We start from the raw sequence: 22429 nt of genomic DNA on the forward strand, positions 1-22429 counted from the left end.
GGGCGATCGTCTGGCGCTGCTCATGGAGCACCTGCACGACGCGCGATAAACCGGGCCGTTCCCGGCCCGGCCACGGCCGCGCGGCGCCGCGCCCCGGCTGACCTGCAAGGCATTCCCTGATCGATTTCGAAGCAGCGCGGCAGCGCTGAAATGGCTCTGCGCGCCTTCGTTCCGGGGGTATCACAGGCGCTGTTGCTTTCACCCCGCCTTTGTGACACTGTTTGATGTAACTATTACATCGGACGTGGCCAATGCCGCAGCAAGACAGCAGAGCCGACAATGCCGACGAGCCCGTCTGGGTTCGCGGCGATGGCGTGAATCTGGCCTGCCATGTCGCAGGCCCATCGGATGCGCCCGTGCTCGTGTTCGTGCACGGCTACCCCGACAACCACGCGGTCTGGGATCGCGTCGTCGCCCATCTGGCCGAGGATTACCGCTGTATTCGCTACGACGTTCGCGGCGCCGGGCGTTCGAGCGCGCCGACCGCGACCTCGGCCTACCGGCTCGACCACCTGGCCGCCGATCTCGAAGCCGTGATCGACTGGGCCAGCCCCGATGCGCCGGTGCATGTCATCGGCCACGACTGGGGCTCGATCCAGAGCTGGGAGGCCATAACCAACCCGGCACTGGCCACTCGTATCGCCAGCTTCACCTCGATCTCCGGGCCCAGTCTGGACCACGTCGGCCACTGGCTGCGCCAGCAGTGGCAGCGTGATCGCGCTGGTCTGTTCAAACAGCTGCGCAAATCCTGGTACGTGTTCGCGTTTCATCTGCCCGGCCTGCCCTCGCTGCTCTGGCGTGCCGGTCTGGGTCGGCAGTGGCATGCCATCGTCGAGCGCATGGAAGGGGCGCGGCTGGCACGCAACCCCAGCCAGACCGGCGACGGCGCACGCGGCATCGCGCTGTATCGCGCCAACGTCGTGGCCCGCCTTCGCGCCCCGCGAGCGCGCCATGCCCAGATGCCGGTTCAGGTGATCGTGCCCGAACGCGATCCCTTCGTCGGCCCCGGTTTCGTGGCCGGGCTCGACCGCTGGGTACAAACGCTCACGGTAAAAACCCTCGATGCCGGCCACTGGGCCATACAGAGCGAAGCCGAGACGGTTGCCGTGCACTGCCGCACGTTCGTCGAGGCCAATCGCGACCGGCTGCCGGCCCCCGGCAGCCGCAAATCATCGCCCACCGAAGCGGCGCGCCCCCGCGCTTGAGGAGGTTCTCATGAAGCAGACCACAGTCGACCTGCAACAGGAATTCACCGGTTACAGCGGCCCGGTCATGCCCGAGCGGCGCGACCTGCATTTTCTGCCGCCGGGCAATCGGATCTGCGACTGGCACCAGGCGGGCCCGAACGTGACCCAGTTCATGAACGCGCTGAGCCTGTTCTTTCCGGCCGGCGAGCGCATGTTCATCGATGCCGTGCGAGCCTATCGCGACGAAATCCCCGACCCGGATCTGCGCAAGGCCGCGACCGCTTTCATCGGTCAGGAAGCGATGCACTCGCGCGAACATATCGAATACAACCGGCTCATGGACGCGGCCGGGCTGCCCGCCAGCGAGCTGGATGCCCAGGTCTGGGCCCATACCGAGTACGTGAAGAACAACAGCGCGAAAGTCACGCCGCTGCTGATGACCATCGCCCTCGAGCATTTCACCGCGCTCATGGGCGACACCCTGCTGCGTCACCCCGAACAGATGGCCGGCTCCCAGCCGGACTACGAACGCATGTGGCGCTGGCATGCACTCGAGGAAGTCGAGCACAAGGCCGTGGCCTACGACGTCTACGAAAAATGCGTCGGCCGCGGGCCGAAAGCCTATGCGATGCGCAGCGCGGTCATGCTGACCACCACGGCCACCTTCTGGCCGCACGTCATGCTGTTCTATCGGCGCCTGGCTGCGGCCGACCCGGCCTGCGTGAAGGCCGGCTGGCGCGGTCATCTGAAGCTGGCGAACTTCATGCTCGGCCGGCCCGGCTATCTGCGCAAGCTGCTGCCCGAGTATCTGGCCTATTTCAAATACAGCTTCCATCCCTGGCAACAGAACAACGCGCATCTGCTGGCCGAAATCGACCAGTTGGTGGATGACGCCGAGGCCGCCTACGCCAGCCACGCGGCCTAGTTCATTCACCCCCGCCCCGTTTATCCAGAACACGCCGTATGAAACGGCATACCGACCCCGATCCAAGGAGGGCACCATGAGCAAGAACGCTTCCGATGTCGTAAAGAACAACACGAGCGGTGCACAGCGCGAATTCCCGCACAGCGAGAACGTCGCGGTCATGCCCGAGCGGCGCGACCTGCATTTCCTGCCGCCGGCCGACCGTATCTGCGACTGGCACAAGGAAGGCCCGAACGTCACCCAGTTCATGAACGCGCTGAGCCTGCTCTTCCCGGCCGGTGAGCGCATGTTCATCGACGCGGTGCGCAGCTATCGCGACCAGATTCCCGACCCCGATCTCAAGAAGGCCGCGACCGCCTTCATCGGCCAGGAAGCCATGCACTCGCGCGAGCATATCGAGTACAACGAGCTCATGGCGCAGGCCGGCCTGCCGGCCCACAAGCTCGACCAGTTCACCTGGAACCTGCTCGACTGGATCAAGCAGCGCAGCCCGAAATCGCTGCCGCTGGCGGCCACCATCGCGCTGGAACACTACACCGCGCTGATGGGCGACATGCTGCTGCGCTATCCGGAAATGATGGCCGGCTCGCAGGAGGATTTCGAACGCATGTGGCGCTGGCACGCGCTTGAGGAAGTCGAGCACAAGGCCGTGGCCTACGACGTTTACGAAAAATGCATCGGCCGCGGGCCGCGCAACTGGGCAGAACGCACCTTTGCCATGTCCCTGGCCACCGCGCTGTTCTGGCCCGTGCTGCTCAGCTTCTACTGGCAGATGACCCAGGCCGACGAGAAGTGTCGCAAGGAAGGCTGGCGCGGCCACCTGAAGATGCTCAACTTCACCCTCGGCAAACAGGGCTTCATCCGCCGCATGGTTCCCGAGTGGCTGAGCTATTTTCAGTACAGCTTCCACCCCTGGCAGCAGAATAACGCCGATCTGCTGGCCGAGCTGGACGGCCTGGTCGATGATGCCGAGGCGGCCTACGCCACCCACCACTGATCGCCCGGCCGGTCACAAGCCCAAAGGCAGTACCAATGGCGCGGTGATTACCGCGCCATTTTTTTGGGCGCTTATCCACTCGGCACGCACACAGATGATCTCTGGGCGGGCGCCGGCCGCTCTGCTTGGGTGCCGGACTAAGAGGCCCTGTCGCTGCCCTGCTCGGCCTGACGTGCCATGGCGACATAAAGCGCCAGACTCGATTCCACGATCACGTCCAGCGGCTCGCGATAGCGGTTGAGCGTCCAGTACATGGCGATATGAATGGTCGAACCCACCAGCCCGGTGGACAGTACGCCGGCATCGGTGCCGCTGTCCTCGCCGAGCACGAAGATGTTGCTGACCAGCGCCTGCAGCGTACGGGTGAAGTTCTGGGTGGTTTCCCGATACAGGCGATCGATCTCGCCACTGATGCCGAAAATCTCGATCAGCAGGATTCGCGCCGTACCGGGCTGGTGATACATGGTTTCGAAAAACACCCGCAGCCCGGCCCGCGCGGTCGCCTCTGCGTCGCTGGGCGCGTTATCGATCGCCGCGACCACGTCTTCTTCCAGCCGCCCCACGAGCGCGCGATACACCTCGGCAAACAAGGCTTCGCTGTTGGCGAATGACTCGTAGAAATAGCGTTCGGTCAGACCCGCCGTCCGGCACAGCGACTTCACCGTGGCGCCGCGAAAACCGTCGCGACCATAAACCGCGATCCCGGCTTCGATGAATTGCGCCCGTCGCCGGCTGCGCCGTTCGTCGAGGCTGCGCCCGCCATAGGCACGTCCGTTACCGGCCGCCGGCGCCGATGAAGATGCATTGCTCATGCCGCCATATTGACATTATTTGTTGTCAAACGTAATTTGACATCGCGCGTTGTCACTTTGACGATCGCCGAACGGTGGTGCTGATCGCCCGTCCGGACACGGGCCCGGCCGCTATGAAAAGCGATAGCAGCCACCGCCCACGGTTCACGAAAAGGAACAGGCATGAAGGATTTGAATAACAAGGTCGTGGTGATTACCGGCGCCGGCTCCGGCATCGGACGCAGCCTGGCCACTGCCTGCGCACAGCGCGGCGCTCGCCTGGCGCTGTGCGACGTCAATACGACCGGCCTGGAAGAAACACGTCGCGAATGCGGCGATGCCGCGGTGCTGACCGCATCGGTGGACGTATCCGACCGCGCGGCGGTCGAGGCATTTCGTGACGAGGTGATCGCCGAGTACCAACAGGTGGATCTGGTGGTCAACAACGCCGGCGTGGCCCACTCCCAGACCATTGAAGACGCCACCTACGAAGACTTCGAATGGATCATGGGCATCAATTTCTGGGGCGTGGTGCATGGCACCAAGGCCTTTCTACCGGCGCTGAAGAAAAATTCGGGCAGCGCACTGGTCAACGTATCCAGCGTGTTCGGACTGATCAGCCTGCCCACCCAGGGGACCTACAACGCCACCAAGTTCGCAGTTCGCGGCTTTACCGAGGCATTGCGTCATGAAACGGCGGACAGCGGCCTGCACGTCATGTGCGTTCACCCCGGCGGCATCAAGACCGGAATCGCCCATTCCGCGCGCTTCTATGTCGGCCCCGACGGCAGCGACGACCAGGAAAAGGCCGCCGGCGACTTCGTCAACAAGCTCGCCCGCACCACCCCCGATCAGGCCGCGCGCAAGATTCTCGACGATCTGGCCAAACGCAAGGGCCGTTGCCTGATCGGTATCGATGCCCAGATCATCTCGGCGATCTCGCGGCTCATGCCCGTCAACTACTGGCGGGTGATGAACCGGATGATGCCGGGCTAAAACGCCGGCCCGCCGGCCGGGGCATGCCGGACAACGTGCACAGTCCCAAGTGAGCAAAAAAACGCCGGGCGCATCGAGCGCACCGGCGTTTTCGCAGGGGGCGGGCGGGTCGTTCTACGCCCTGTTCAGGCGCGGCCCACCCTTTCGCGAATCAGGCCGCCTTCCATTTGATGCTGCAGCCCTGACTGGGCACCTGCACGTCTTCGGGGATCATGTCGCCCTCAAGCAGGGCGTCCAGCGACGCACGCAGTTCGGCACCGGTCACCGCCACCCCGTTCTTGGGGCGCGACTCGTTGAACTGGCCGCGATAGGCGCATTTGCCGTCGCCGTCGAACACGAAGAAATCGGGCGTGCAGACGGCGTCGTACGCCTTGGCCACCGCCTGGCTTTCATCGTAGAGATAGGGAAAGGCGAACTCGCGGCTTTCAGCGAACACCTGCATCTGCTCGGGGCCATCCTCGGGGCGCTCGGCCACATCGTTGGAGGAAATCGCCACGAAACCGATGCCCTGCGGCTGGTAGTGGTTGGCCACCGCCACAATTTCGTCGACGATATGAAGAACGTAGGGGCAGTGGTTGCAGATGAACATCACCACCGTGCCTTTTTCGCCCGCGACGTCCTTGAACGAAACCGTCTGGCCGGAGACGGTGTCCGGCAGGGAGAAATCGGGCGCCTTCTTGCCCAGCGGCATCATCGTCGAGTCGGTTAGCGACATGAGCGATCCTTGTTGGTAAATACTGCTTCGCAGTTTAGCCACTGTGTCCAGCCAACCCAAACCCGCCGCGCCAGCCGCGGCTGGCGCTAGAGAAACCGTTCGTTATCCGCGCCGAGACCCGGACTCGGCGAAAGCCCCTGGCGAGCGTGGCCGTCGAAGCGCAGCGGGCACCCCAGCGCCCCGCCCTGCTGCATGCCGCGCGCCTGCACCTGCGGATGGGCGAGCGCTTCTTCGAGGGTGAGCACCGGCGTGGTGCAGGCATCCGTATCGGTCAGCAAATTCACCCAGGCATCGCGGCTACGGGTACGAAACAGCGCCGCCAGCCCCCAGTGGACCGGCTGGGTCAGACGCCGTGCCCGACGCGGATCGGCCAGGGCCGCGTTCAGGCGATCGGCCCATGTCGACATCGTGCCGGCGCGCCGCCCTTTTTGGCCCGCCTGCTTCTCGGGATGCCCCGCGGGCTTGGGTGATCTATTCCCCCGGATCGGGTTCAAGCGATCGAGCAGCCGGGCAAAGAACTTCGGCTCCAGGGCGCCGACCGCCAGATATCGCCCGTCGCGACATTTGTAGACCCGGTAGTTGGGCAGCGCCCCGGTAAGGGTATCGGCGCCGCGCGGCTGGGTATGGCCGAACTGCTGGCGCGTGGCCATGGCCACGGGCAGCAGCGCGAGCGAGCCGTCGAGCATGGCCGCATCCACGAACGTACCCTCGCCGCTGTTGCGTGCGCCGATCACCGCCGCCAGCAGCCCCACCGCACAGGTGAGCGCGCCGCCGGCCAGATCCGCGATCTGGACATTCGACATCGCCGGGGCCGCGCCTGCATTGCCGGTCTGATCGAGCACCCCCGCCAGCGACAGATAGTTCAGATCGTGGCCGGCGGCCGCGGCCAGGGGCCCACTCTGGCCATAGCCGGTGAGCGCGGCATAGACCAGCTTGGGATTGATCGCCTTGAGCGTTTCATAACCACAGCCCAGACGATCCATCACCCCGGGCCGAAAGGATTCGATGACCACGTCGGCATCCGCCACCAGCCGCTTGAAAGCTGCCACGTCGTCGGCGCTTCGCAAATCCAGGGTCACCGACGCCTTGCCACGATTGACCTGTTCGAACAGTGCCGGCGAGAGCTCGCGCGCATAGTCGCCGCCGTCCGGGTCCTCGATCTTGATCACTTCGGCGCCCAGCTGGGCAAGCAGCTGGGTCGCATGCGGGCCGGGCAGCAGTCGGGTGAGATCGAGTATGCGTACGCCCGCCAGGAGCGGATTGGTCATGGTCTATCCCTGATTTGTCGAATACCTTCAGCTGCCCGTCGAACGTGCAAACACACTCGAACAGGCAGGCCCCTTACGGCGCTGCGCTCCAGCAAGCAGGTTGTGCGCGAATGAACGCGAAAACAGGCGAATGAGATGAAAGACAGATCGTTCGAACGTCGACTGCGCAGCTGTTCGCGCCGCCTGCCGCACTGTGTACATCACCAATCGCTCCTTTATTCGCGTTCGTTGGCGGGCCCATAAAGCGCTGACCTTATGCCGCCTCGCGCCGCGCGGCATCGGCCGTATCGACCGCCCGGGCAAAGAATTCGGCTTCGCTGAATACGTCGACATCGATCGCGGCCAGACGCGCCGCGCGGGCTTTGGCCACGGCCGCGGCTTCGTCCGCGTTCAGCACGCCGGCATCGGCTGCCTCCTCGGCCAGCCCGTCCGGATCACCGCCGGGCAAACGCCCATCCTTCTGTGCCGCCTTGATACGATCGACCAGCGGCGCGGCTTCATTGACCTGCTTGAACGCAGCGAACAACCGCCCCACACCCGACTCGCTGTTTTCCGGCATGAAGATATCGGCGTTGAGTCGCTCGCTCTGGGCATCCAGGCGTTGCGATACGCCGGCACAGGCCACCGCCATACGATCATCGGGCAGGCGTGCCAGCCGGTTCACCCGCAGCAACGGCAGGGCGACCCAGCGCAGCAGGGTGCCGAGCGGGCCATCGAAGTTCTCGTAAATGCCTTCGAAGGCCTCCTGCACCCGGGCGAGGCTGAGCCGCAGCGCGTAGTCGACCAGCACCCGATCGCCCGGCTGGCGGCCTTCGGCCTCGAAACGCTTGAGCGTGGAAAAACCCATCAGCATCCAGGCCAGTGCATCCGCATAGCGGCCGGTGAGATTGCCGCGCTTCTTGAGCCTGCCGCCCACGAAGAACAGCGCCAGATCGGTGAACAGGGCAAAGCGCGAGGCGGCCCAACCGAGCTTCTTGTAGTAGCGACGCGTGTGCCGGTCGACGTCGGGCACCCGTACGAACGCGCCGCGCGTCAAACCGTGGCCAAGCGTACGCCCCATGTTGGCGAAGAAGTGGCCGACCCAGCCACGCATGCCTTTCGAAAACGCCCGCGCATCGTCGTTTTCTACCGCCTTGACCACATCCAGCGCATGCGGGTGGCAACGAATCGCGCCCTGACCGAACACCATCAGCGTGCGGGTCATGATGTTGGCGCCTTCCACGGTAATCGCCACCGGCGCGCTGCAATAGCCGCGCCCGATGATGTTGTTGGGCCCCTGCATGACGCCGGCCCCGGAAAACACGTCCATGGCATCGGTCGCGCACTGGCGTGCCAGCTCGGTGGTATAGGCCTTCATCACCCCCGATACGACCGGTGGATTGATCCCGTCATCCACCGCGCTACAGCCGAGCACGCGGGCGCCTTCGCTCATGTAGGCCAGCGCATTTACACGCCCGACAGGCGTGGCCACGCCTTCCATGCGCCCGATCGCCAGCCCGAACTGCTGGCGGACCATCGAATAGGCCCCGGTCGCTGCCGCGATCGTACGCATGCCGCCCACCGCCGAGGCAGGCAGCGACACCATGCGCCCGCCCGCCAGGCTCTCCATGAGCATGCGCCAGCCGCTGCCGGCCCGTTCGCGCCCGCCCAGGATATTGTCGGCGTTGACCACGACGTTCTCACCGATAAGCGGGCCGTTGGGAAACGCTTCGCCGATCGGCTCGTGGCGATCGCCCTGCTTGAGGCCCGGCGTACCGGCATGGATGAGTACGACCGTAATACCCGGCGCCTCGCCCTTGCCGAGCAGGTTGTCCGGGTCGCGCAGGCGACAGGCCAGCGATATCAGATTGGCGACCGGGCCCAGGGTGATATAGCGCTTGGCGAAATTCAGCCGCAGCGAGACGTCGCCCTTGTCGTCGCGAAAGGCCTCGGCATCGGCGGTGATCGAGGCGGCATCGGAGCCGGCGGTGGGTTCGGTCAGCCCGAAGCACGGCAGATAGTCGCCGCGGGCAAGACGCGGCAGGTAATGGTCTTTCTGGTCGTCGGTGCCGTACTCGACCAGCAGTTCCGCAGCACCCAGCGTGTTCGGGATGACCACATAGGTCGATAGAATCGCCGAGTGCGGTGTGACCTTGGCCATGACCGCCGAGCGCGCCAGGGTCGAAAAACCCTTGCCACCGTAAGCCTTGGGGATGATCAGCCCGAAAAACCCCTGTGCTGCCATGAAGTCGATAAGGTCATCGGGCACCCGCCGGCTCATGGCGATCTGGTTGCAGTCGGCACGCGAGAGCAGCTCGTTGACGGGCCCGTCCATGAACGCCTGCTCTTCGGCGCTGAGCTGTCCGTAGCGGGCATCGAGCATGCGCTTGAAGTCCGGGTGGCCGGAAAAGAATTCCCCGTCGATCCAGACATCGCCGGCCTCCAGGGCCTGGCGTTCGGTATCGGAGATACGCGGCAACACCTCGTTGGCCTGCATCCACTTCATCAGTTTTTCGAACATGGGTCGCACTCCCGAGCCGCTGTGGGCTTCTCCGTTGAGGCGTTTGGGCGCGGGTTACGCCGAGCACGCCAATAAATCACCCGATCAGTAGCAGACACCCGCGCTGATCGAAGGCATTCCTGATCTTTCCAACTGCGCTAGCGGCCATTACATGACCTCGAACGCTTAATTCGGCCTCGCTCTTCAAGTCGTTTATCCACAGATTTCGCTGATTGAAGGATTTGAAAAATCAGTCGGTCATTCGGCTGTCGAGCGGTCGCCCGATCGAAGGGCGCGGCTACAAAAACGCGCTTCACCTGTATGAATCCATGTCCGCCTGACAACCAACTAAATCTGCGGATAGAAGTCTTTGACGAACGAAGCCGTACTACGGTCATCGCCGGCCTGCCCTACACGCTGTAGAAGCGACGATGCGAGTCGCCGCTCGCCTTGGCCATGGTCACGAGAACGGGCGCCGGATCGAAACGCGGGCCGTGGCGCTCGGCGAGCGCCTGTAGCCGGTCCACCACGTAATCGATGCCCAGCGTGTCGACATAGCGAAACGGCCCACCGGCGAACGGCAGAAAGCCGAGTCCGAATATGGCGCCAATATCGCCCTGCATCGGATCGTCGATAATGTGCTCGGAAAGACAGTGCGCGGCTTCGTTGACGAACAGTAGCGTGCAGCGCTCCGCGATTTCCGCCGCGCTCGGCGTGCGGCCCTGCGCTCGCTCATCCCTCAGCAGCGTGGCCAGCTCGGCGTTGATCGGCCGCTTGCCACCCTTCTTCTTGTTCGCGGTGTAGTCGTAGAACCCCTTGCCGGACTTGCGCCCGAGATAGCCGGCCTCGATCATCCTTGCCGACGCCGCCGGTGGGGTCATGCGCTCGCCGAAGGCCGCTTCCAGAATCGGGCCGACCTTGACGCCGACATCCACGCCGACCTCGTCGAGCAGGGCCAGCGGACCCACCGGGAAACCGTAGTCGACCAGCGCTTCATCAACGGCGCCTACGCTCGCACCTTCCGCGAGCAGGCGCGCGGCCTCGTTGAGATACGGCGACAGCACACGGGTGGTATAGAAACCGGGCCCGTCGCGTACCACGATCACCGTCTTGCCCTGGGCCTTGCCGAAAGCCACGGCGGTGGCGATGGTCTTTTTCGAGGTCTTGTCGGTGGCAATGATCTCGAGCAGCGGCATTTTCTCGACCGGCGAGAAATAGTGCAGGCCGATGACGTTCTCGGGTCTTTTTGCCTGAGCGGCGATCTGCGCGATCGGCAACGACGAGGTATTGGTGGCAAAGATACAGTCGGCATTGCCCTGGGCGTCGGCCGCGGCTTCGATATCGGCAAGCATGGCCTGCTTGAGTTCGAGATCCTCGAACACGGCTTCGACCACGATATCCGCGGCCCCCATGCCGCTGTAGTCCGTGGTCGCCGTGACCTGATTCAGGCAGCGATCGGCCGCGGCCCGTGTCATCGCCTTTTTCGCCACCCGTTTGTCGTAGACGGCGCGTACATGATCCATGCCGCGGGCCAGCCCCTGGGCGCTGACGTCCTTGAGTCGTACCGGCAAGCCGGCCTTGTCGACGGTGACCGTGGCAATCCCCGCACCCATCAGCCCGGCGCCGAGCACGCCCACCTGGCGTACCTCGCGTGGCTTGACGTTACGGGCCACGAAGGTAGCTTTCTTGAGCGCTTCGGTGGCGTGATAGACATGGCGCAACGCTTTCGATACCGGGCCCGTGGCCAGTTCGCCAAAAGCCTGGGCCTCGGCGCCATAGCCGGCCTGCATGCCCCGGGCATAACCGGTGGCCACCACGTCGATAATGCGTTCGGGCGCAGGATAGTGGCCATGGGTCTTGGCACGCAGCGTTTTGCGGGCCTGATCGAACAGCAGGCGACGACCGGCCGGATTGTCCTCGAGTGCGGCCTGGCTGAGGCCGGTGACGCCGGCGCCGAGACGCGCCCGCGCACGGCGCAGGGGCGAGGTCGCGGCGGTCGTCGAGCGCTTGCCGGCGATTCTTGCCTGGCGAATGGCTTCGGCGAGCAAGGCTTCCGGCGCCACCACCGTGTCGATCAGGCCGATGCGCCGTGCCTGTGCGGGGCGCAGCTTGCGCCCGGTGAGCATCAGGTCGAGCGCGGTGGCAATTCCCACCAGCCGCGGCAGGCGCTGGGTGCCCCCGGCGGCCGGCAGCAGGCCCAGCATCACTTCCGGCAGCCCGAGCACGGTCGCCTCACTATCGGCGGCAATACGGACATCGCAGGCCAGGGCCATTTCCAGGCCGCCGCCCAGACAGCTGCCGTCGATCGCGGCGACCACCGGTACATGCAGCTTCGACAGCCGTCGGTAGCCGGCCTGGCCCCGCTTCGACAGGGCTTCGAACTCGCTGGCGAGATACCCGTGATCGAACAGGCCGATATCCGCACCTGCCATGAACGAACCCGGCTTGGCCGAGATCAGCACCACGCCAATCACTTCGGTGTTGTGCTCGATCAGCTCGAGCACGCGATCGAAGGCCGCTGCGAAGTCGGCGTTGATGGTGTTCTGGCGCGCGCCGGGCACGGCGAATCGCAGAATGAGGATGCCATCGTCGCGCTGTTCTAGCTCGAAGAGTTCTTCGGCGGCCGTGGACGATTCTTGGGTGGCGGTCTTGCTCATAAAAGATGCTCGCAGTGGAATCGAGATCGGTGGGCGGCTAACGCTCAGTCGCGTTCCAGAATCATGGCGGCACCGATGCCGCCGGCCGCGCAGGCAGTGGCCAGGGCCAGCCCACCGCCACGGCGCTTGAGCTCGTGGGCGGTCTGGATGAGGATGCGTGCGCCGGTGGCACCGAAGGGATGGCCGAAGGCGATCGAGCCACCGTTGACGTTGAGAATGTCGCGGTCGACCGTGCCCAGCGCTCTGCGCCCCGCCATCTCTTCGAGATAGGTCTTCGATTCCATACCACGAATATTGGCCTCGACCTGGGCGGCAAACGCTTCGTGCATATCGATCAGGGTGAGATCGGATAGCGACAGGCCCGCGCGTTCGAGCGCGACGGGAGCAGCCAGTACCGGGCCCATCAACAGATCGCGGGCCGGCGTCTTCGCAGCAAAGGCATAGCTGCGGATATAAGCCAGCGGCTCGTAGCCGAGCGCCTTCGCCCGCGCTTCGCTCATGAGGATCATGGCCGCGGCGCCGTCGGTCAGCGGGCTCGAGTTGGCAGCGGTCACACTACCGTTGGCCCGATCGAATATAGGCTCGAGGCGGTCGTAGCCCGAGCGTTCGCTGTTCGTGCGTACCAGGTTGTCGTCGCTCACGGGAACGGTCCTGCCGTCGGCGGCCACGAACGCGGTCATGCGCTGGGCGTTGAGACGCCCGTCCGCGAGTGCTGCGGCTGCATTGGCGTGGGAGGCATGGGCGAAGTCGTCCTGTTCGGCACGGCTCACGCCCCAGGTCTTGGCCATCTGCTCGGCGGATTCACCCATCGTCTTGCCGGTGGAATACTCGGTGATCGACGGCCGGCGGGGGAGAAGGTCGAGCGGGCGCAGCCGCGACAGGATACGAAGACGATCACGGCCGTTCTTTGCCTGCGATACGTCCCGCAGCGCATCCGAAAGACGCTTGGACAGGGGCACGGCAATATCGGACGTCGAATCGGTGCCCCCGGCCATCACCACGTTCGCGTGGCCGAGCGCGATCGCGTCCGCGCCACTGGCCGCGGTCTGAAAACTGGTCGCACAGGCCCGGGTGATGGAATAGGCATCGGTCGCCATATCCATGCCCGATGCCAGCACGATTTCGCGGGCGATGAACGGCGCCTCGGGCTTCATGATCGTCATGCCGAAGATCGCCTGTTCGATTTCGCTGGCGGCCAGTCCCGCTCGTGCCAGCACCTCCGCGGCCGCCATCGCCCCCAGGTCGATCGCATTCTGGTCGCGAAAGGCGGTTGCGATACGCGTGAACGGCGTACGCACGCCGGCCACGATCGCGATCCGGCCGTTCGGCCCCCGCATCCCGGGGGCAGGCGCTTTGGCCGTGCTTGTCTTGCTACGGGTCGCGGTCGCGCTTCTACTGCTCATGGGCGTCATCCAACTTTTTTCAGACACGATCTGTAACTTTAATTACACTTTAGGATATGGAGAATCATCTCCTGTTCGCGCCCTATCTTTAGTCAATGCCATTACGCAATGTCAATAATAATTTCGAATAGAACGAATGCCTGATACAAAGTGTAATTTTATGTTCACCGTGAGAGCGCTTTATCCATGAGCCATTCGCCCCGTCCTTCCGAAAAAACACGACAGGGCGCAAGTGCAGCCGCTCGCCTGCGTATCGAGGCAGCCGCGCTGGATTTGTTCGCCGAGCGGGCCTTTCACGAAGTGCGTCTGGATGAGATCGCCCGCGCTGCCCGCTCCTCGCTGCAGACCATCTATCGCCACTACGGCGACAAGCAGGCCCTGCTCGATGCCTGCGTACTGCATTGGGCGAATGCGCTGGCCGAGCGCATGAGCGATCACCTGATCGGGATCGAGACCTACAAGGACCGGCTACGGAAGGTGTTCTGGGTGGTACTCGACTTCTTCGAACAGCACCCGAAGGTTGCCCGCATGATTCTGGGATCGGTCTACCCGGGCGCCATGCGCCACGACGTGACCGACCAGCAGCGCCGCCTGACCAATCTGTTTCTGGAGGTGCTGGCCGACGGGCGCGAGCGCGGCATCCTCAACGATCAGGTCAGCGAGACCATCCTGCTCGACTACTTCTATGGCGTGCTGGCCCGACTGATCCAGATGCAGAGCATGCGCAGGCAGGAGCCACCGCTGACCGCCCAGGTCAACGTGCTCTTCGATATGCTCTGGCGAGCCATCGCGAAACCATGAATGCACGGGGCAACCGCCCGGCGTCGTACAGCATCCAACGCGGCACCCTGCGGCGGGCGCCGCCGACCTATCGGTACGCCCTCAGTCTCGGGCGGTCGTGGCCGACGGGTCCTGCGTCGTGAAACGGTTAATGAAACCCAGGCCTTTTGTATAGCCGGTCGGCAACAGTCGTTTGAGCCGCCATACGACACGCGCATCCAACTGCGGCAGCACATAGAGCTGGCCGCGATCGAGTCCGGCGAGCGCACTCTTGACCACGCTCTCGGCCGATACGCCGCCCCAGCGCATCAGATTGTCGGCGATCTTCGAAGACGAGGCGCTGATCCGGCCCGCCTTCATGATGTTGGTCTGTACGAACGTCGGGCACAGCGCGGTCACGCGAATCGGCGTATCGGCCAGTTCGGCCGCCAGGGTTTCGGTCACCGCCAGTACCGCGGCCTTGCTCGCATTATAGGCGCCCATGCGCGGCGCGGCGGCAAAGCTGGCAGTGGAAGCCACGTTGATGATGCCGCCCTGGCCGGCTTCGCGCAGGATCGGAGCAAATACGTGACAGCCGTGGATCACGCCCCACATGTTGATGTCGAGCACCCAGCGCCAGTCGTCCATGGACATGTCGCCGATCGCATCCCCGCCGGCGCCCACGCCAGCATTGTTGATGACCAGATCGGGCCGGCCGTCGAACCAGTCGATCGCGGTGTCGGCAAGTTTTTCGACGTCGCTGAGTCGGGTGACGTCGCAGACCGTGGCCAGCGCACGCCCGCCCGCCGCCTCGATCTGGGCGACGGTGGCCTCGGCCAGTGCGGCATCGATATCGGAACACACCACCGCACCGCCGCGGGCCGCCAGCGCTACTGCAAAGGCCTGACCGATACCGCTACCGGCCCCGGTGATCACGGCATGGGCGCCGTCGGAAAGTCGCTTGGATCGAAACATGCTGCTCCCGCTGGCCGTTGCAACGACCTGTTTATTCTGACATCAATCGATGTCACATTAACCTTAGCGACCGCGGCCCGCAACGCCGCACCTTGCGATGTCGCCACATCCCGAGCCTGCCTATATCCCACCACGAGCCAAAACACCGTTTTCAGCCAACGCTTCGAGCGCTGGGCAGCCCCACGGCCGATCGCGCGCAAGCGCACGCCGTGAAAGCATTTTTTCAAACAAGCAATTCATCGGTGGAAGCCGGGTTGCCACACGCCCACCATGACAACGGCCGAACATCGGCGACGCGCTACGCTGATCGTCGATTTGTCGTGGAAACCGCAATAACGCTTGCGTATACTTTCATCCGTTCATCCGGATAGAGAGATAACGTCTTATGAGCCGATACCTGTTCACCTCAGAGTCCGTCACGGGCGGCCATCCCGACAAACTGGCCGATCAGGTCTCGGACGCGATCCTCGACGCCTACCTGGCCCAGGATCCGAGCGCGCGCGTGGCCTGCGAAACCGCGACCAAAACCGGGCTCGTGATGGTGTTCGGCGAGATCAAGACCGACGAGAAGAAAAACGTCAACGTGCCGGTCGAAAAGATCGTGCGCGACACCGTGCGCAGCATTGGCTACACCAGCTCCGAGATGGGCTTCGATGCCGACAGCTGTGCGGTCATGAACGTGCTCGGCGAGCAGTCGGCCGATATCAACCAGGGTGTGGACCGCGGCGACCCGAAAGAACAGGGTGCCGGCGACCAGGGCCTGATGTTCGGCTATGCCTGCGACGAAACCGATGTGCTCATGCCGGCCCCGATCACCTATGCGCACCGCCTGGCCCGGCGCCAGTCCGAATTGATGAAATCCGGCGAACTCGACTGGCTGCGTCCGGATGCGAAATCGCAGGTGACCTTCGAATACGAAGACGGCAAGCCGGTCGCGATCAACGCCGTCGTGCTCTCCACCCAGCACGACCCGAGCATCTCGCAGGCCGACCTGAAAGAAGCGGTCCACGAACAGATCATCAAGCCGGTGATCGGCGAATGGCTCACCGACAACCCGACCATTCATATCAACCCGACCGGCAAGTTCGAAGTGGGCGGCCCGCTGGGCGATGCCGGCCTGACCGGGCGCAAGATCATCGTCGACACCTATGGCGGCATGGCCCGGCATGGCGGCGGCGCCTTTTCGGGCAAGGACCCGTCCAAGGTCGACCGCAGCGCGGCCTACGCGGCCCGCTATGTGGCCAAGAACGTGGTCAAGGCCGGCTTGGCTTCCAAATGCGAAGTGGCGGTTTCCTATGCCATCGGCGTGGCCGAACCGACCTCCATCTGGGTCGAAACCTTCGGCACCGGCAAGGTCGAGGACGAACGCCTGACCCAGCTCATCCGCGAGCACTTCGACCTGCGCCCCTACGGCATTCTCACCATGCTCGACCTGCAGCGCCCGATCTATGCGCCCACCGCAGCCTATGGCCACTTCGGCCGCTCGGACATCGACCTGCCCTGGGAGCGCACCGACAAGGCCGAAGCCCTGGCCAAGGACGCCGGCCTGCAGGCGGCGTAAACCCGACAACCCAAGGTCGGGCCGTTCAACGCGTGGCAGCACGCGCCGGCTCGACGACTCCCCCGACTTAACAGGAAACGAACATGAGCACCCCCGCAGAAAAGATCGACCAGGACTACGTCGTCGCCGATATTTCGCTGGCCCCCTGGGGCCGGCGCGAAATCGAGATCGCCGAAACCGAAATGCCGGGCCTGGTGGCCCTGCGCGAAGAATTCGGCGAATCGCAGCCGCTCAAGGGTGCGCGTATTGCCGGCTCGCTGCACATGACCATTCAGACCGCGGTGCTGATCGAAACGCTGGTCGCCCTCGGCGCGGAAGTGCGCTGGGCCTCCTGTAACGTGTTTTCGACCCAGGATCACGCCGCCGCCGCGATCGCCGAATCCGGCGTGCCGGTGTATGCGTTCAAGGGCGAATCGGCCGAGGAATACTGGGAGTACTGCCACGCCATCATGGATTGGCACGACGGCGGCCTGCCCAACCTGATCCTCGACGACGGTGGCGATGCCACCACGCTGGCCACCTTCGGCGTGAAGGCCACGCAGGACCCGTCGCTGCTCGACAACCCGACCTCGAACGAGGAAAAAGCCCTGTTCAAGGTGATGAAGAAGCGCCTGGCCGAACAGCCGGACTTCTATACCAAGCTCGGCAAGGCAATCACCGGCGTTTCCGAAGAAACCACCACCGGCGTGCATCGTCTCTATCATCTGGCCAAGGAAGGCGGCCTGACCTTCCCGGCGATCAACGTCAACGACTCGGTGACCAAGTCCAAGTTCGACAACCTATACGGCTGTCGTGAATCGTTGGTGGACGGTATCAAGCGGGCCACCGACGTGATGATCGCCGGCAAGGTCGCCATCGTCTGTGGCTACGGCGACGTCGGCAAGGGCAGCGTCCAGTCGCTGCGCGGCCTGGGCGCGACCGTCTGCGTGACCGAAATCGACCCGATCAACGCCCTGCAGGCGGCCATGGAAGGCCTGCGCGTGGTGGATATGGAAGACCCGGGCGTGGTCGAACAGGCCGACATCTTCGTGACCGCCACCGGCAACTACCACGTGATCAACCACGATCATCTCAAGCGGATGAAGAACGAGGCGATCGTGTGCAACATCGGTCACTTCGACAACGAGATCGACGTGGCATCGCTCGAACAGTACGAGTGGGAAGAGATCAAGCCGCAGGTCGACCACATCACCTTCCCCGACGGCAAGAAGATCATCCTGCTGGCCGAAGGCCGTCTGGTGAACCTCGGCTGTGCCACCGGCCATCCGAGCTACGTGATGTCGAACTCGTTCACCAACCAGGTGCTGGCCCAGATCGAGCTCTGGAAGCATCCCGAACGCTACGAAAACAAGGTCTATGTGCTGCCCAAGCATCTGGACGAGAAGGTCGCTGCCCTGCATCTGGCGCGCGTGAACGCCAAGCTCACCAAGCTGACCCAGGAACAGGCGGACTATCTAGGCGTACCGGCCGAAGGCCCGTTCAAGCCGGATCACTACCGCTACTAAAACGCTAGCGACCCAATAAACCGGGCCCTGAGCAGACCCGGCCCGCCGACCACGCGGGCCGGGTCTTTTCATGTCACGGCAAACACGCCGCAGCAGCCGGTCGAGGGATCGACGCACCGACAGTGGACGTATCGGCATGACGCACGTATCGCAGAACTCTTTCAGTATCGAATTCTTTCCGCCCAAGGGGCCGAAAGGTGCCGCACGGCTGGACAAGGCACGTGCCCGGCTGGCGACTCTTGGCCCGGATTTCTTTTCGGTGACCTTCGGCGCCGGCGGCACCACCCGCTCGGGCACCCTCGAAACCGTGGCCGCAACGATGAAGGCCACCGGTATCGCCGCGGCCCCGCACCTGTCCTGTATCGAAGGCACGAAAGAGTCGATTAACGAGCTGCTCGACAGCTACAAGGCGGCCGGGGTCGATCGTATTGTTGCTCTGCGCGGCGATCTGCCGAAGGGCATGGACGAGCCCGGCGTGTTCAGCTATGCCAACGAACTGGTCGCCCATATCAAGCAGCGTCACGGCGACGATTTCCATATCGAGGTCGGCTGCTATCCGGAATACCATCCGCAGGCGCCCTCGCCCGCTGCCGACATCGAGAACTTCGTGCGCAAGGTACGCGCCGGCGCGGATTCGGCGATGACCCAGTATTTTTACAACGCCGACGCCTATTTCAATTTCGTAGAAGAGGTCGCCGCTCAGGGCGTGGATATCCCGATCGTGCCCGGCATCATGCCGATCACCGACTTCGGCCAGGTATCGCGCTTCTCGGCCATGTGCGGGGCCGATATCCCGCGCTGGATACGCCAGAAGATGGAGGGCTACGGCGACGACCAGACCGCGGTCCAGGCTTTTGGACGCGAGGTGGTGGCACGCATGTGCGAACAGCTGCTGGCCGGCGGCGCACCGGGGCTGCATTTCTACAGCCTCAACAAGGCCCAGCCAACGATCGATCTATGGCACGACCTCGGCCTGCCGTTACCGGCAGGCCGGATCGTCGAAACCGGTTGAAGCAGTCACCTTCGCGGGGCAGCCGCGAAGCTGATCGGGTCGATCAGGCTTCGTTGAGCGCGTCCCGCATGGCGTCGTTGAAGCGGGCGGTCAGCCGTGCGAACTCGGCGCGCTCGGCTTCCGACCAATCGTCGAAACCTTTTTCCACGCGCTCCAGGCGGCGATCACGCACGCGCGCGGCGGCATCGCGTCCGGCTTCGGTGATGGTCACGAAGCCGCCGCGACGGTCGTCGGGGTTGTCGAGCTTGTCGACCAGTCCAGCCTGCTTCATCGCCGCGACCTGACGCGTGACCGTCGACGCATCCAGGTTCACCTGCTCGGCCAGAGCGCCCACCGACTGTCGGTCCTTGCGTTCCAGCAGGATCAACAACAGATAGTGAGCGCGCTCTAGACCGAAATTGAAACGCCGGCGCGCGGCTTCGAGGCGACGCACCAGAAAGGCGAGTTCATATTCCAGCGCTTCCACGGATGGGCAGGTCTGAGGCAGATGCTTGCCCAGAGATTCATCTTGCTGTTCTGTCCTGCGGATCATGTGATTCTTCAGCCTTGGTTGAGAACCCGATAGGGAACAGTCGCGCCACAAAGCGCGAACCCATGCATCTTACACGTTAGGTATAAAACCGCATTTTACTCACAACAAGTCTATGTTGTCCGAGAAAAATCGCTACCCGTACCACGCATAGACGGTTCGTCGGTTAGGCTATCGCTCATATATATCGATAATTAAGAAGGAATTACCATGCGAGGCTGTTTTCTGGATGTCGGCTCGATGGGCGACGGGCTCGACTGGGACGCGCTGACCGGCGCCGTTGACGATTGGCAGTGTCACCACAACACCACGCGTGAACAGGTGGCCGAACGGGTCGCCGGAGCGGATATCGTGGTCACCAACAAGGTGGTACTCGACGCAGACACTCTCGAGAACGCCGACAAGCTCAAGCTGGTCTGCGTTGCCGCGACCGGCTTCAACAACGTGGATGTCGACGCTGCGGCACGCTGCGGCATTGCCGTAGTCAACGTCACCGGCTATGCGACCCCGGCCGTTTCCCAGCATGTGCTGGCGCTAATGCTTGCCCACGCCACCCGCTGGGCCAGCTACGACACGGCGGTCAAGCGCGGCGACTGGGCGGCCAGCGAATTTTTCTGCCTGCTCGACTATCCGATCGAAGAGCTCGCGGGCCAGACGCTGGGCCTGATCGGCCACGGCGAACTCGGCCAGGCGGTCGGCCGCCTCGCCGAGGCCTTCGGGATGAGCGTGCTGGTTGGCGAACGACCGGGGGCAACAAGCATCCGCGATGGCCGCGTGGCGGTCGACGAGCTGCTCGAGCGCTCGGACATGATCAGCCTGCACTGCCCGTTAACCGACGACACCCGCCACCTCATCGATGCCGATGCCCTGGCCCGGATGAAAAACACCGCATTCCTGGTCAACACCGCCCGCGGTGCGATCGTCGACAGCGCGGCGTTGATTGCCGCACTCAAGGACGGCGAGATCGGCGGCGCGGCACTGGACGTGCTCGATCAGGAGCCGCCGCCGGCCGATCATCCTCTGCTGGATCCCGCTATTCCGAACCTGATCGTGACCCCGCATAGCGCCTGGGGCAGCCGCGGCGCGCGCCAGCGTATGCTCGAAGGCGTGACCGCCAACATTCAGGCCTTTCTGGACGGCGAGATTCGCAACCGGGTCAACTAGCGGCGCTTTTTGCCCCGGCACGAAACAGATAATGCCCGGGCCGAGCAAGGGCTTCGGCGCACGCTTACGCGCTTTCGCCACGGGCGGCGGGTGGCTGCAAGCGGCTGACATGGACAGCCGCTGCGATGCCGAATCAAAAACTGCGGTCGCCGCTTTTCTGCCAGATCAGCAGGCGGTTGTCGCTGGGCATGGCGATATCGTCGAGCGCCACCAGGCCTTGCTGTTGCGCGAGCGCGTTGAGCGCCTCGATCTCGCGCAATCCCATGGCCGGGTCTCGATCGCGTAGCGCGGCATCGAAAGTCGCGTTTCCGGGCCGGGGCGTTTCACCCCGGCGCAGAAACGGGCCGTAAAGACATAGGCGCCCGGCGGGTCGCAGTACCGTCGCCGCCCCTGCGAACAGCGCTTCGACCGCGGCCCAATCCATGATGTGGGCCACGTTCGCGCCGAACACGGCGTCGTAGGGCCCCGCCGGCCAGGCAGCCCTCACGTCCAGCGCAAGCGGGCGCGGCAGCCGGTGATCGGCACTGTCGGCCAACGCGGCGACCAGACGTCGATGATGTCCCGGCGCTTCGCTGGTCTGCCAGACACAGTGCGGCAGACGTTCGAGCGCATAGCGGGCATGCGTGGCATCGCCCGCGCCGACCTCGAGCACCGCACGCGCCTGCGACAGGTGTTCGACCAGCGCCTCGAATATCGGCCGCTTGTTGCGCTCGGCCGCGCTGTAGTCGCCAATGCGTTCGCTCATCGCTTGCGCGCCACGCTCAGGCCGTCGCCGATCGGCACCAGGCTCATGTCGACTCGCTCGTCGGCATGGACATGCTGGTTGAACGCACGGATCGCCTGGGTGTCGGTGCTTTCATCGGCCATGTCGATAACGCGCCCATGCCAAAGCGTATTGTCCGCGATGATCAGTCCCCCGGCTGCGACGAGCGCCAGCCCGCGCTCGTAGTAGTCGATATAGCCGGCCTTGTCGGCATCGATGAACATGAAATCGTAGGCTCCCGCCATGCCGGCCGCGATTTCGGCATCCAGGGTCGCGAGCGCGGGGCCGATACGCAGCTCGATTCGATCGGCCACGCCGGCCGTGGCCCAGTCGCGTTGCGCGCGTTCGGTGATCTCGGCATCGGTGTCGCAGGCCAGCAGGTGCCCGCTGGCGGGCAGGCTGTGGGCGATCCACAGGCTCGAATAGCCGGCATACACGCCTACCTCGATGCCGCGCCTTGCACCTGCCAGACGCAGCAACAGTCCGATGAGCTGTCCCTGTTCGGGATCGATCTGCAGGTTGGCATCGGCCTCGCGTGCCGTGGTCCGGCGGTTGGCGGCCATGACCTCGGTTTCACGCAGGCTGACATCGCGCAGATAGCCGAGCAGTTCCGGGTCGATCATCGTGCTCTCTCGTCATTCATCGGGTCGTGGCCCGCACCGCGGGCATGGCAGCTGGCGCCAAGGCAGGTTCTGCATAACCGCTCGCGGTTCGCGTTCGAGTCTCACAGACGGTGCGGCAAG

19 protein-coding genes are annotated in these 22429 nt (G+C 64.2%); 9 read left to right on the plus strand and 10 right to left on the minus strand.

Going from position 1 to position 22429, the window contains the following annotated elements; genetic code table 11:
- The first annotated feature begins 251 nt into the window (after positions 1-251).
- From CMN27_RS13900 to CMN27_RS13910, 3 genes are all read left to right on the plus strand, one after another.
- On the plus strand, positions 252-1205 hold the full coding sequence (locus CMN27_RS13900) for an alpha/beta fold hydrolase (RefSeq protein ID WP_293627368.1): 954 nt from the start codon (positions 252-254) through the stop codon (positions 1203-1205).
- Between the two features lie 10 nt (positions 1206-1215).
- On the plus strand, positions 1216-2112 hold the full coding sequence (locus tag CMN27_RS13905) for a metal-dependent hydrolase (RefSeq protein WP_293627370.1): 897 nt from the start codon (positions 1216-1218) through the stop codon (positions 2110-2112).
- A 76-nt stretch (positions 2113-2188) separates the two neighbouring features.
- On the plus strand, positions 2189-3109 hold the full coding sequence (locus CMN27_RS13910) for a metal-dependent hydrolase (RefSeq protein ID WP_293627372.1): 921 nt from the start codon (positions 2189-2191) through the stop codon (positions 3107-3109).
- A gap of 137 nt (positions 3110-3246) precedes the next feature.
- Here CMN27_RS13910 and CMN27_RS13915 read toward each other — a convergent pair whose 3' ends face one another.
- Positions 3247-3921 carry a TetR/AcrR family transcriptional regulator gene (locus CMN27_RS13915; RefSeq protein ID WP_293627374.1) on the minus strand — a complete coding sequence of 225 codons (675 nt, stop codon included), beginning with the start codon at positions 3919-3921 and terminating at the stop codon, positions 3247-3249.
- Positions 3922-4083: 162 nt separating this feature from the next.
- Between CMN27_RS13915 and CMN27_RS13920 the strand changes: the two genes are divergently transcribed.
- Entirely contained in the window at positions 4084-4896 is an 813-nt protein-coding gene (locus tag CMN27_RS13920) for an SDR family NAD(P)-dependent oxidoreductase (protein WP_293627376.1), read from the plus strand.
- A 151-nt stretch (positions 4897-5047) separates the two neighbouring features.
- Here the strand turns inward: CMN27_RS13920 and CMN27_RS13925 are convergent, their stop codons facing one another.
- The 5 genes from CMN27_RS13925 to fadI all read right to left on the minus strand — a co-directional run bounded on the left by CMN27_RS13925 (position 5048) and on the right by fadI (position 13352).
- Positions 5048-5611, minus strand: a complete 564-nt coding sequence (locus CMN27_RS13925; RefSeq protein WP_293627378.1) for a thioredoxin family protein — start codon at positions 5609-5611, stop codon at positions 5048-5050.
- Positions 5612-5697: 86 nt separating this feature from the next.
- The gene (locus CMN27_RS13930) at positions 5698-6879 is read right to left on the minus strand and encodes a CaiB/BaiF CoA-transferase family protein (RefSeq protein WP_293627380.1); all 1182 of its coding nucleotides are present in this window, start codon (positions 6877-6879) and stop codon (positions 5698-5700) included.
- 253 nt (positions 6880-7132) lie between these two features.
- Positions 7133-9379 carry an acyl-CoA dehydrogenase gene (locus tag CMN27_RS13935; RefSeq protein WP_293627382.1) on the minus strand — a complete coding sequence of 749 codons (2247 nt, stop codon included), beginning with the start codon at positions 9377-9379 and terminating at the stop codon, positions 7133-7135.
- Between the two features lie 389 nt (positions 9380-9768).
- A complete protein-coding gene (fadJ, locus tag CMN27_RS13940) occupies positions 9769-12015 on the minus strand; it encodes a fatty acid oxidation complex subunit alpha FadJ (RefSeq protein ID WP_293627384.1) in 2247 nt (748 codons plus the stop codon).
- A gap of 44 nt (positions 12016-12059) precedes the next feature.
- Positions 12060-13352, minus strand: a complete 1293-nt coding sequence (gene fadI / locus CMN27_RS13945; RefSeq protein WP_366515461.1) for an acetyl-CoA C-acyltransferase FadI — start codon at positions 13350-13352, stop codon at positions 12060-12062.
- A 252-nt stretch (positions 13353-13604) separates the two neighbouring features.
- Here fadI and CMN27_RS13950 point away from each other — a divergent pair, with 252 nt between their 5' ends.
- Entirely contained in the window at positions 13605-14219 is a 615-nt protein-coding gene (locus tag CMN27_RS13950; RefSeq protein ID WP_293627387.1) for a TetR/AcrR family transcriptional regulator, read from the plus strand.
- 81 nt (positions 14220-14300) lie between these two features.
- On the opposite strand, the gene CMN27_RS13955 is transcribed toward CMN27_RS13950, so the two are convergent.
- Positions 14301-15152, minus strand: a complete 852-nt coding sequence (locus CMN27_RS13955) for an SDR family NAD(P)-dependent oxidoreductase (RefSeq protein ID WP_293627389.1) — start codon at positions 15150-15152, stop codon at positions 14301-14303.
- Positions 15153-15537: 385 nt separating this feature from the next.
- Here CMN27_RS13955 and metK point away from each other — a divergent pair, with 385 nt between their 5' ends.
- The 3 genes from metK to metF all read left to right on the plus strand — a co-directional run bounded on the left by metK (position 15538) and on the right by metF (position 19230).
- Positions 15538-16713, plus strand: a complete 1176-nt coding sequence (gene metK / locus CMN27_RS13960; RefSeq protein WP_293627391.1) for a methionine adenosyltransferase — start codon at positions 15538-15540, stop codon at positions 16711-16713.
- An 83-nt stretch (positions 16714-16796) separates the two neighbouring features.
- The gene (ahcY, locus tag CMN27_RS13965; RefSeq protein ID WP_293627392.1) at positions 16797-18218 is read left to right on the plus strand and encodes an adenosylhomocysteinase; all 1422 of its coding nucleotides are present in this window, start codon (positions 16797-16799) and stop codon (positions 18216-18218) included.
- Between the two features lie 136 nt (positions 18219-18354).
- A complete protein-coding gene (gene metF / locus CMN27_RS13970) occupies positions 18355-19230 on the plus strand; it encodes a methylenetetrahydrofolate reductase [NAD(P)H] (protein WP_293627393.1) in 876 nt (291 codons plus the stop codon).
- A gap of 43 nt (positions 19231-19273) precedes the next feature.
- Here the strand turns inward: metF and CMN27_RS13975 are convergent, their stop codons facing one another.
- Complete coding sequence (locus CMN27_RS13975; RefSeq protein WP_293627394.1) at positions 19274-19762, minus strand: MarR family transcriptional regulator; 489 nt, start codon at positions 19760-19762, stop codon at positions 19274-19276.
- 207 nt (positions 19763-19969) lie between these two features.
- Between CMN27_RS13975 and CMN27_RS13980 the strand changes: the two genes are divergently transcribed.
- The gene (locus CMN27_RS13980) at positions 19970-20923 is read left to right on the plus strand and encodes a 2-hydroxyacid dehydrogenase (RefSeq protein ID WP_293627395.1); all 954 of its coding nucleotides are present in this window, start codon (positions 19970-19972) and stop codon (positions 20921-20923) included.
- A gap of 133 nt (positions 20924-21056) precedes the next feature.
- Here the strand turns inward: CMN27_RS13980 and CMN27_RS13985 are convergent, their stop codons facing one another.
- Together CMN27_RS13985 and CMN27_RS13990 are read right to left on the minus strand one after the other, a co-directional pair.
- On the minus strand, positions 21057-21668 hold the full coding sequence (locus CMN27_RS13985; protein ID WP_293627397.1) for a DUF938 domain-containing protein: 612 nt from the start codon (positions 21666-21668) through the stop codon (positions 21057-21059).
- Positions 21665-22309, minus strand: a complete 645-nt coding sequence (locus CMN27_RS13990; protein WP_293627399.1) for a class I SAM-dependent methyltransferase — start codon at positions 22307-22309, stop codon at positions 21665-21667. The genes CMN27_RS13985 and CMN27_RS13990 overlap by 4 nt, the downstream gene beginning before the upstream one ends.
- Positions 22310-22429 lie beyond the last annotated feature (120 nt).

It is taken from the genome of Salinisphaera sp., assembly GCF_002729955.1.
GTDB lineage: Bacteria > Pseudomonadota > Gammaproteobacteria > Nevskiales > Salinisphaeraceae > Salinisphaera.

What these genes read in the sequence shown, in the direction of transcription:
- CMN27_RS13900 (WP_293627368.1), top strand. Translation starts at nt 252, where the DNA reads ATGCCGCAGCAAGACAGCAGAGCCGACAATGCCGACGAGCCCGTCTGG.
- CMN27_RS13905 (WP_293627370.1), top strand. Translation starts at nt 1,216, where the DNA reads ATGAAGCAGACCACAGTCGACCTGCAACAGGAATTCACCGGTTACAGC.
- CMN27_RS13910 (WP_293627372.1), top strand. Translation starts at nt 2,189, where the DNA reads ATGAGCAAGAACGCTTCCGATGTCGTAAAGAACAACACGAGCGGTGCA.
- CMN27_RS13915 (WP_293627374.1), bottom strand. Translation starts at nt 3,921, where the DNA reads ATGAGCAATGCATCTTCATCGGCGCCGGCGGCCGGTAACGGACGTGCC.
- CMN27_RS13920 (WP_293627376.1), top strand. Translation starts at nt 4,084, where the DNA reads ATGAAGGATTTGAATAACAAGGTCGTGGTGATTACCGGCGCCGGCTCC.
- CMN27_RS13925 (WP_293627378.1), bottom strand. Translation starts at nt 5,611, where the DNA reads ATGTCGCTAACCGACTCGACGATGATGCCGCTGGGCAAGAAGGCGCCC.
- CMN27_RS13930 (WP_293627380.1), bottom strand. Translation starts at nt 6,879, where the DNA reads ATGACCAATCCGCTCCTGGCGGGCGTACGCATACTCGATCTCACCCGA.
- CMN27_RS13935 (WP_293627382.1), bottom strand. Translation starts at nt 9,379, where the DNA reads ATGTTCGAAAAACTGATGAAGTGGATGCAGGCCAACGAGGTGTTGCCG.
- fadJ (WP_293627384.1), bottom strand. Translation starts at nt 12,015, where the DNA reads ATGAGCAAGACCGCCACCCAAGAATCGTCCACGGCCGCCGAAGAACTC.
- fadI (WP_366515461.1), bottom strand. Translation starts at nt 13,352, where the DNA reads ATGCGGGGGCCGAACGGCCGGATCGCGATCGTGGCCGGCGTGCGTACG.
- CMN27_RS13950 (WP_293627387.1), top strand. Translation starts at nt 13,605, where the DNA reads ATGAGCCATTCGCCCCGTCCTTCCGAAAAAACACGACAGGGCGCAAGT.
- CMN27_RS13955 (WP_293627389.1), bottom strand. Translation starts at nt 15,152, where the DNA reads ATGTTTCGATCCAAGCGACTTTCCGACGGCGCCCATGCCGTGATCACC.
- metK (WP_293627391.1), top strand. Translation starts at nt 15,538, where the DNA reads ATGAGCCGATACCTGTTCACCTCAGAGTCCGTCACGGGCGGCCATCCC.
- ahcY (WP_293627392.1), top strand. Translation starts at nt 16,797, where the DNA reads ATGAGCACCCCCGCAGAAAAGATCGACCAGGACTACGTCGTCGCCGAT.
- metF (WP_293627393.1), top strand. Translation starts at nt 18,355, where the DNA reads ATGACGCACGTATCGCAGAACTCTTTCAGTATCGAATTCTTTCCGCCC.
- CMN27_RS13975 (WP_293627394.1), bottom strand. Translation starts at nt 19,762, where the DNA reads ATGATCCGCAGGACAGAACAGCAAGATGAATCTCTGGGCAAGCATCTG.
- CMN27_RS13980 (WP_293627395.1), top strand. Translation starts at nt 19,970, where the DNA reads ATGCGAGGCTGTTTTCTGGATGTCGGCTCGATGGGCGACGGGCTCGAC.
- CMN27_RS13985 (WP_293627397.1), bottom strand. Translation starts at nt 21,668, where the DNA reads ATGAGCGAACGCATTGGCGACTACAGCGCGGCCGAGCGCAACAAGCGG.
- CMN27_RS13990 (WP_293627399.1), bottom strand. Translation starts at nt 22,309, where the DNA reads ATGATCGACCCGGAACTGCTCGGCTATCTGCGCGATGTCAGCCTGCGT.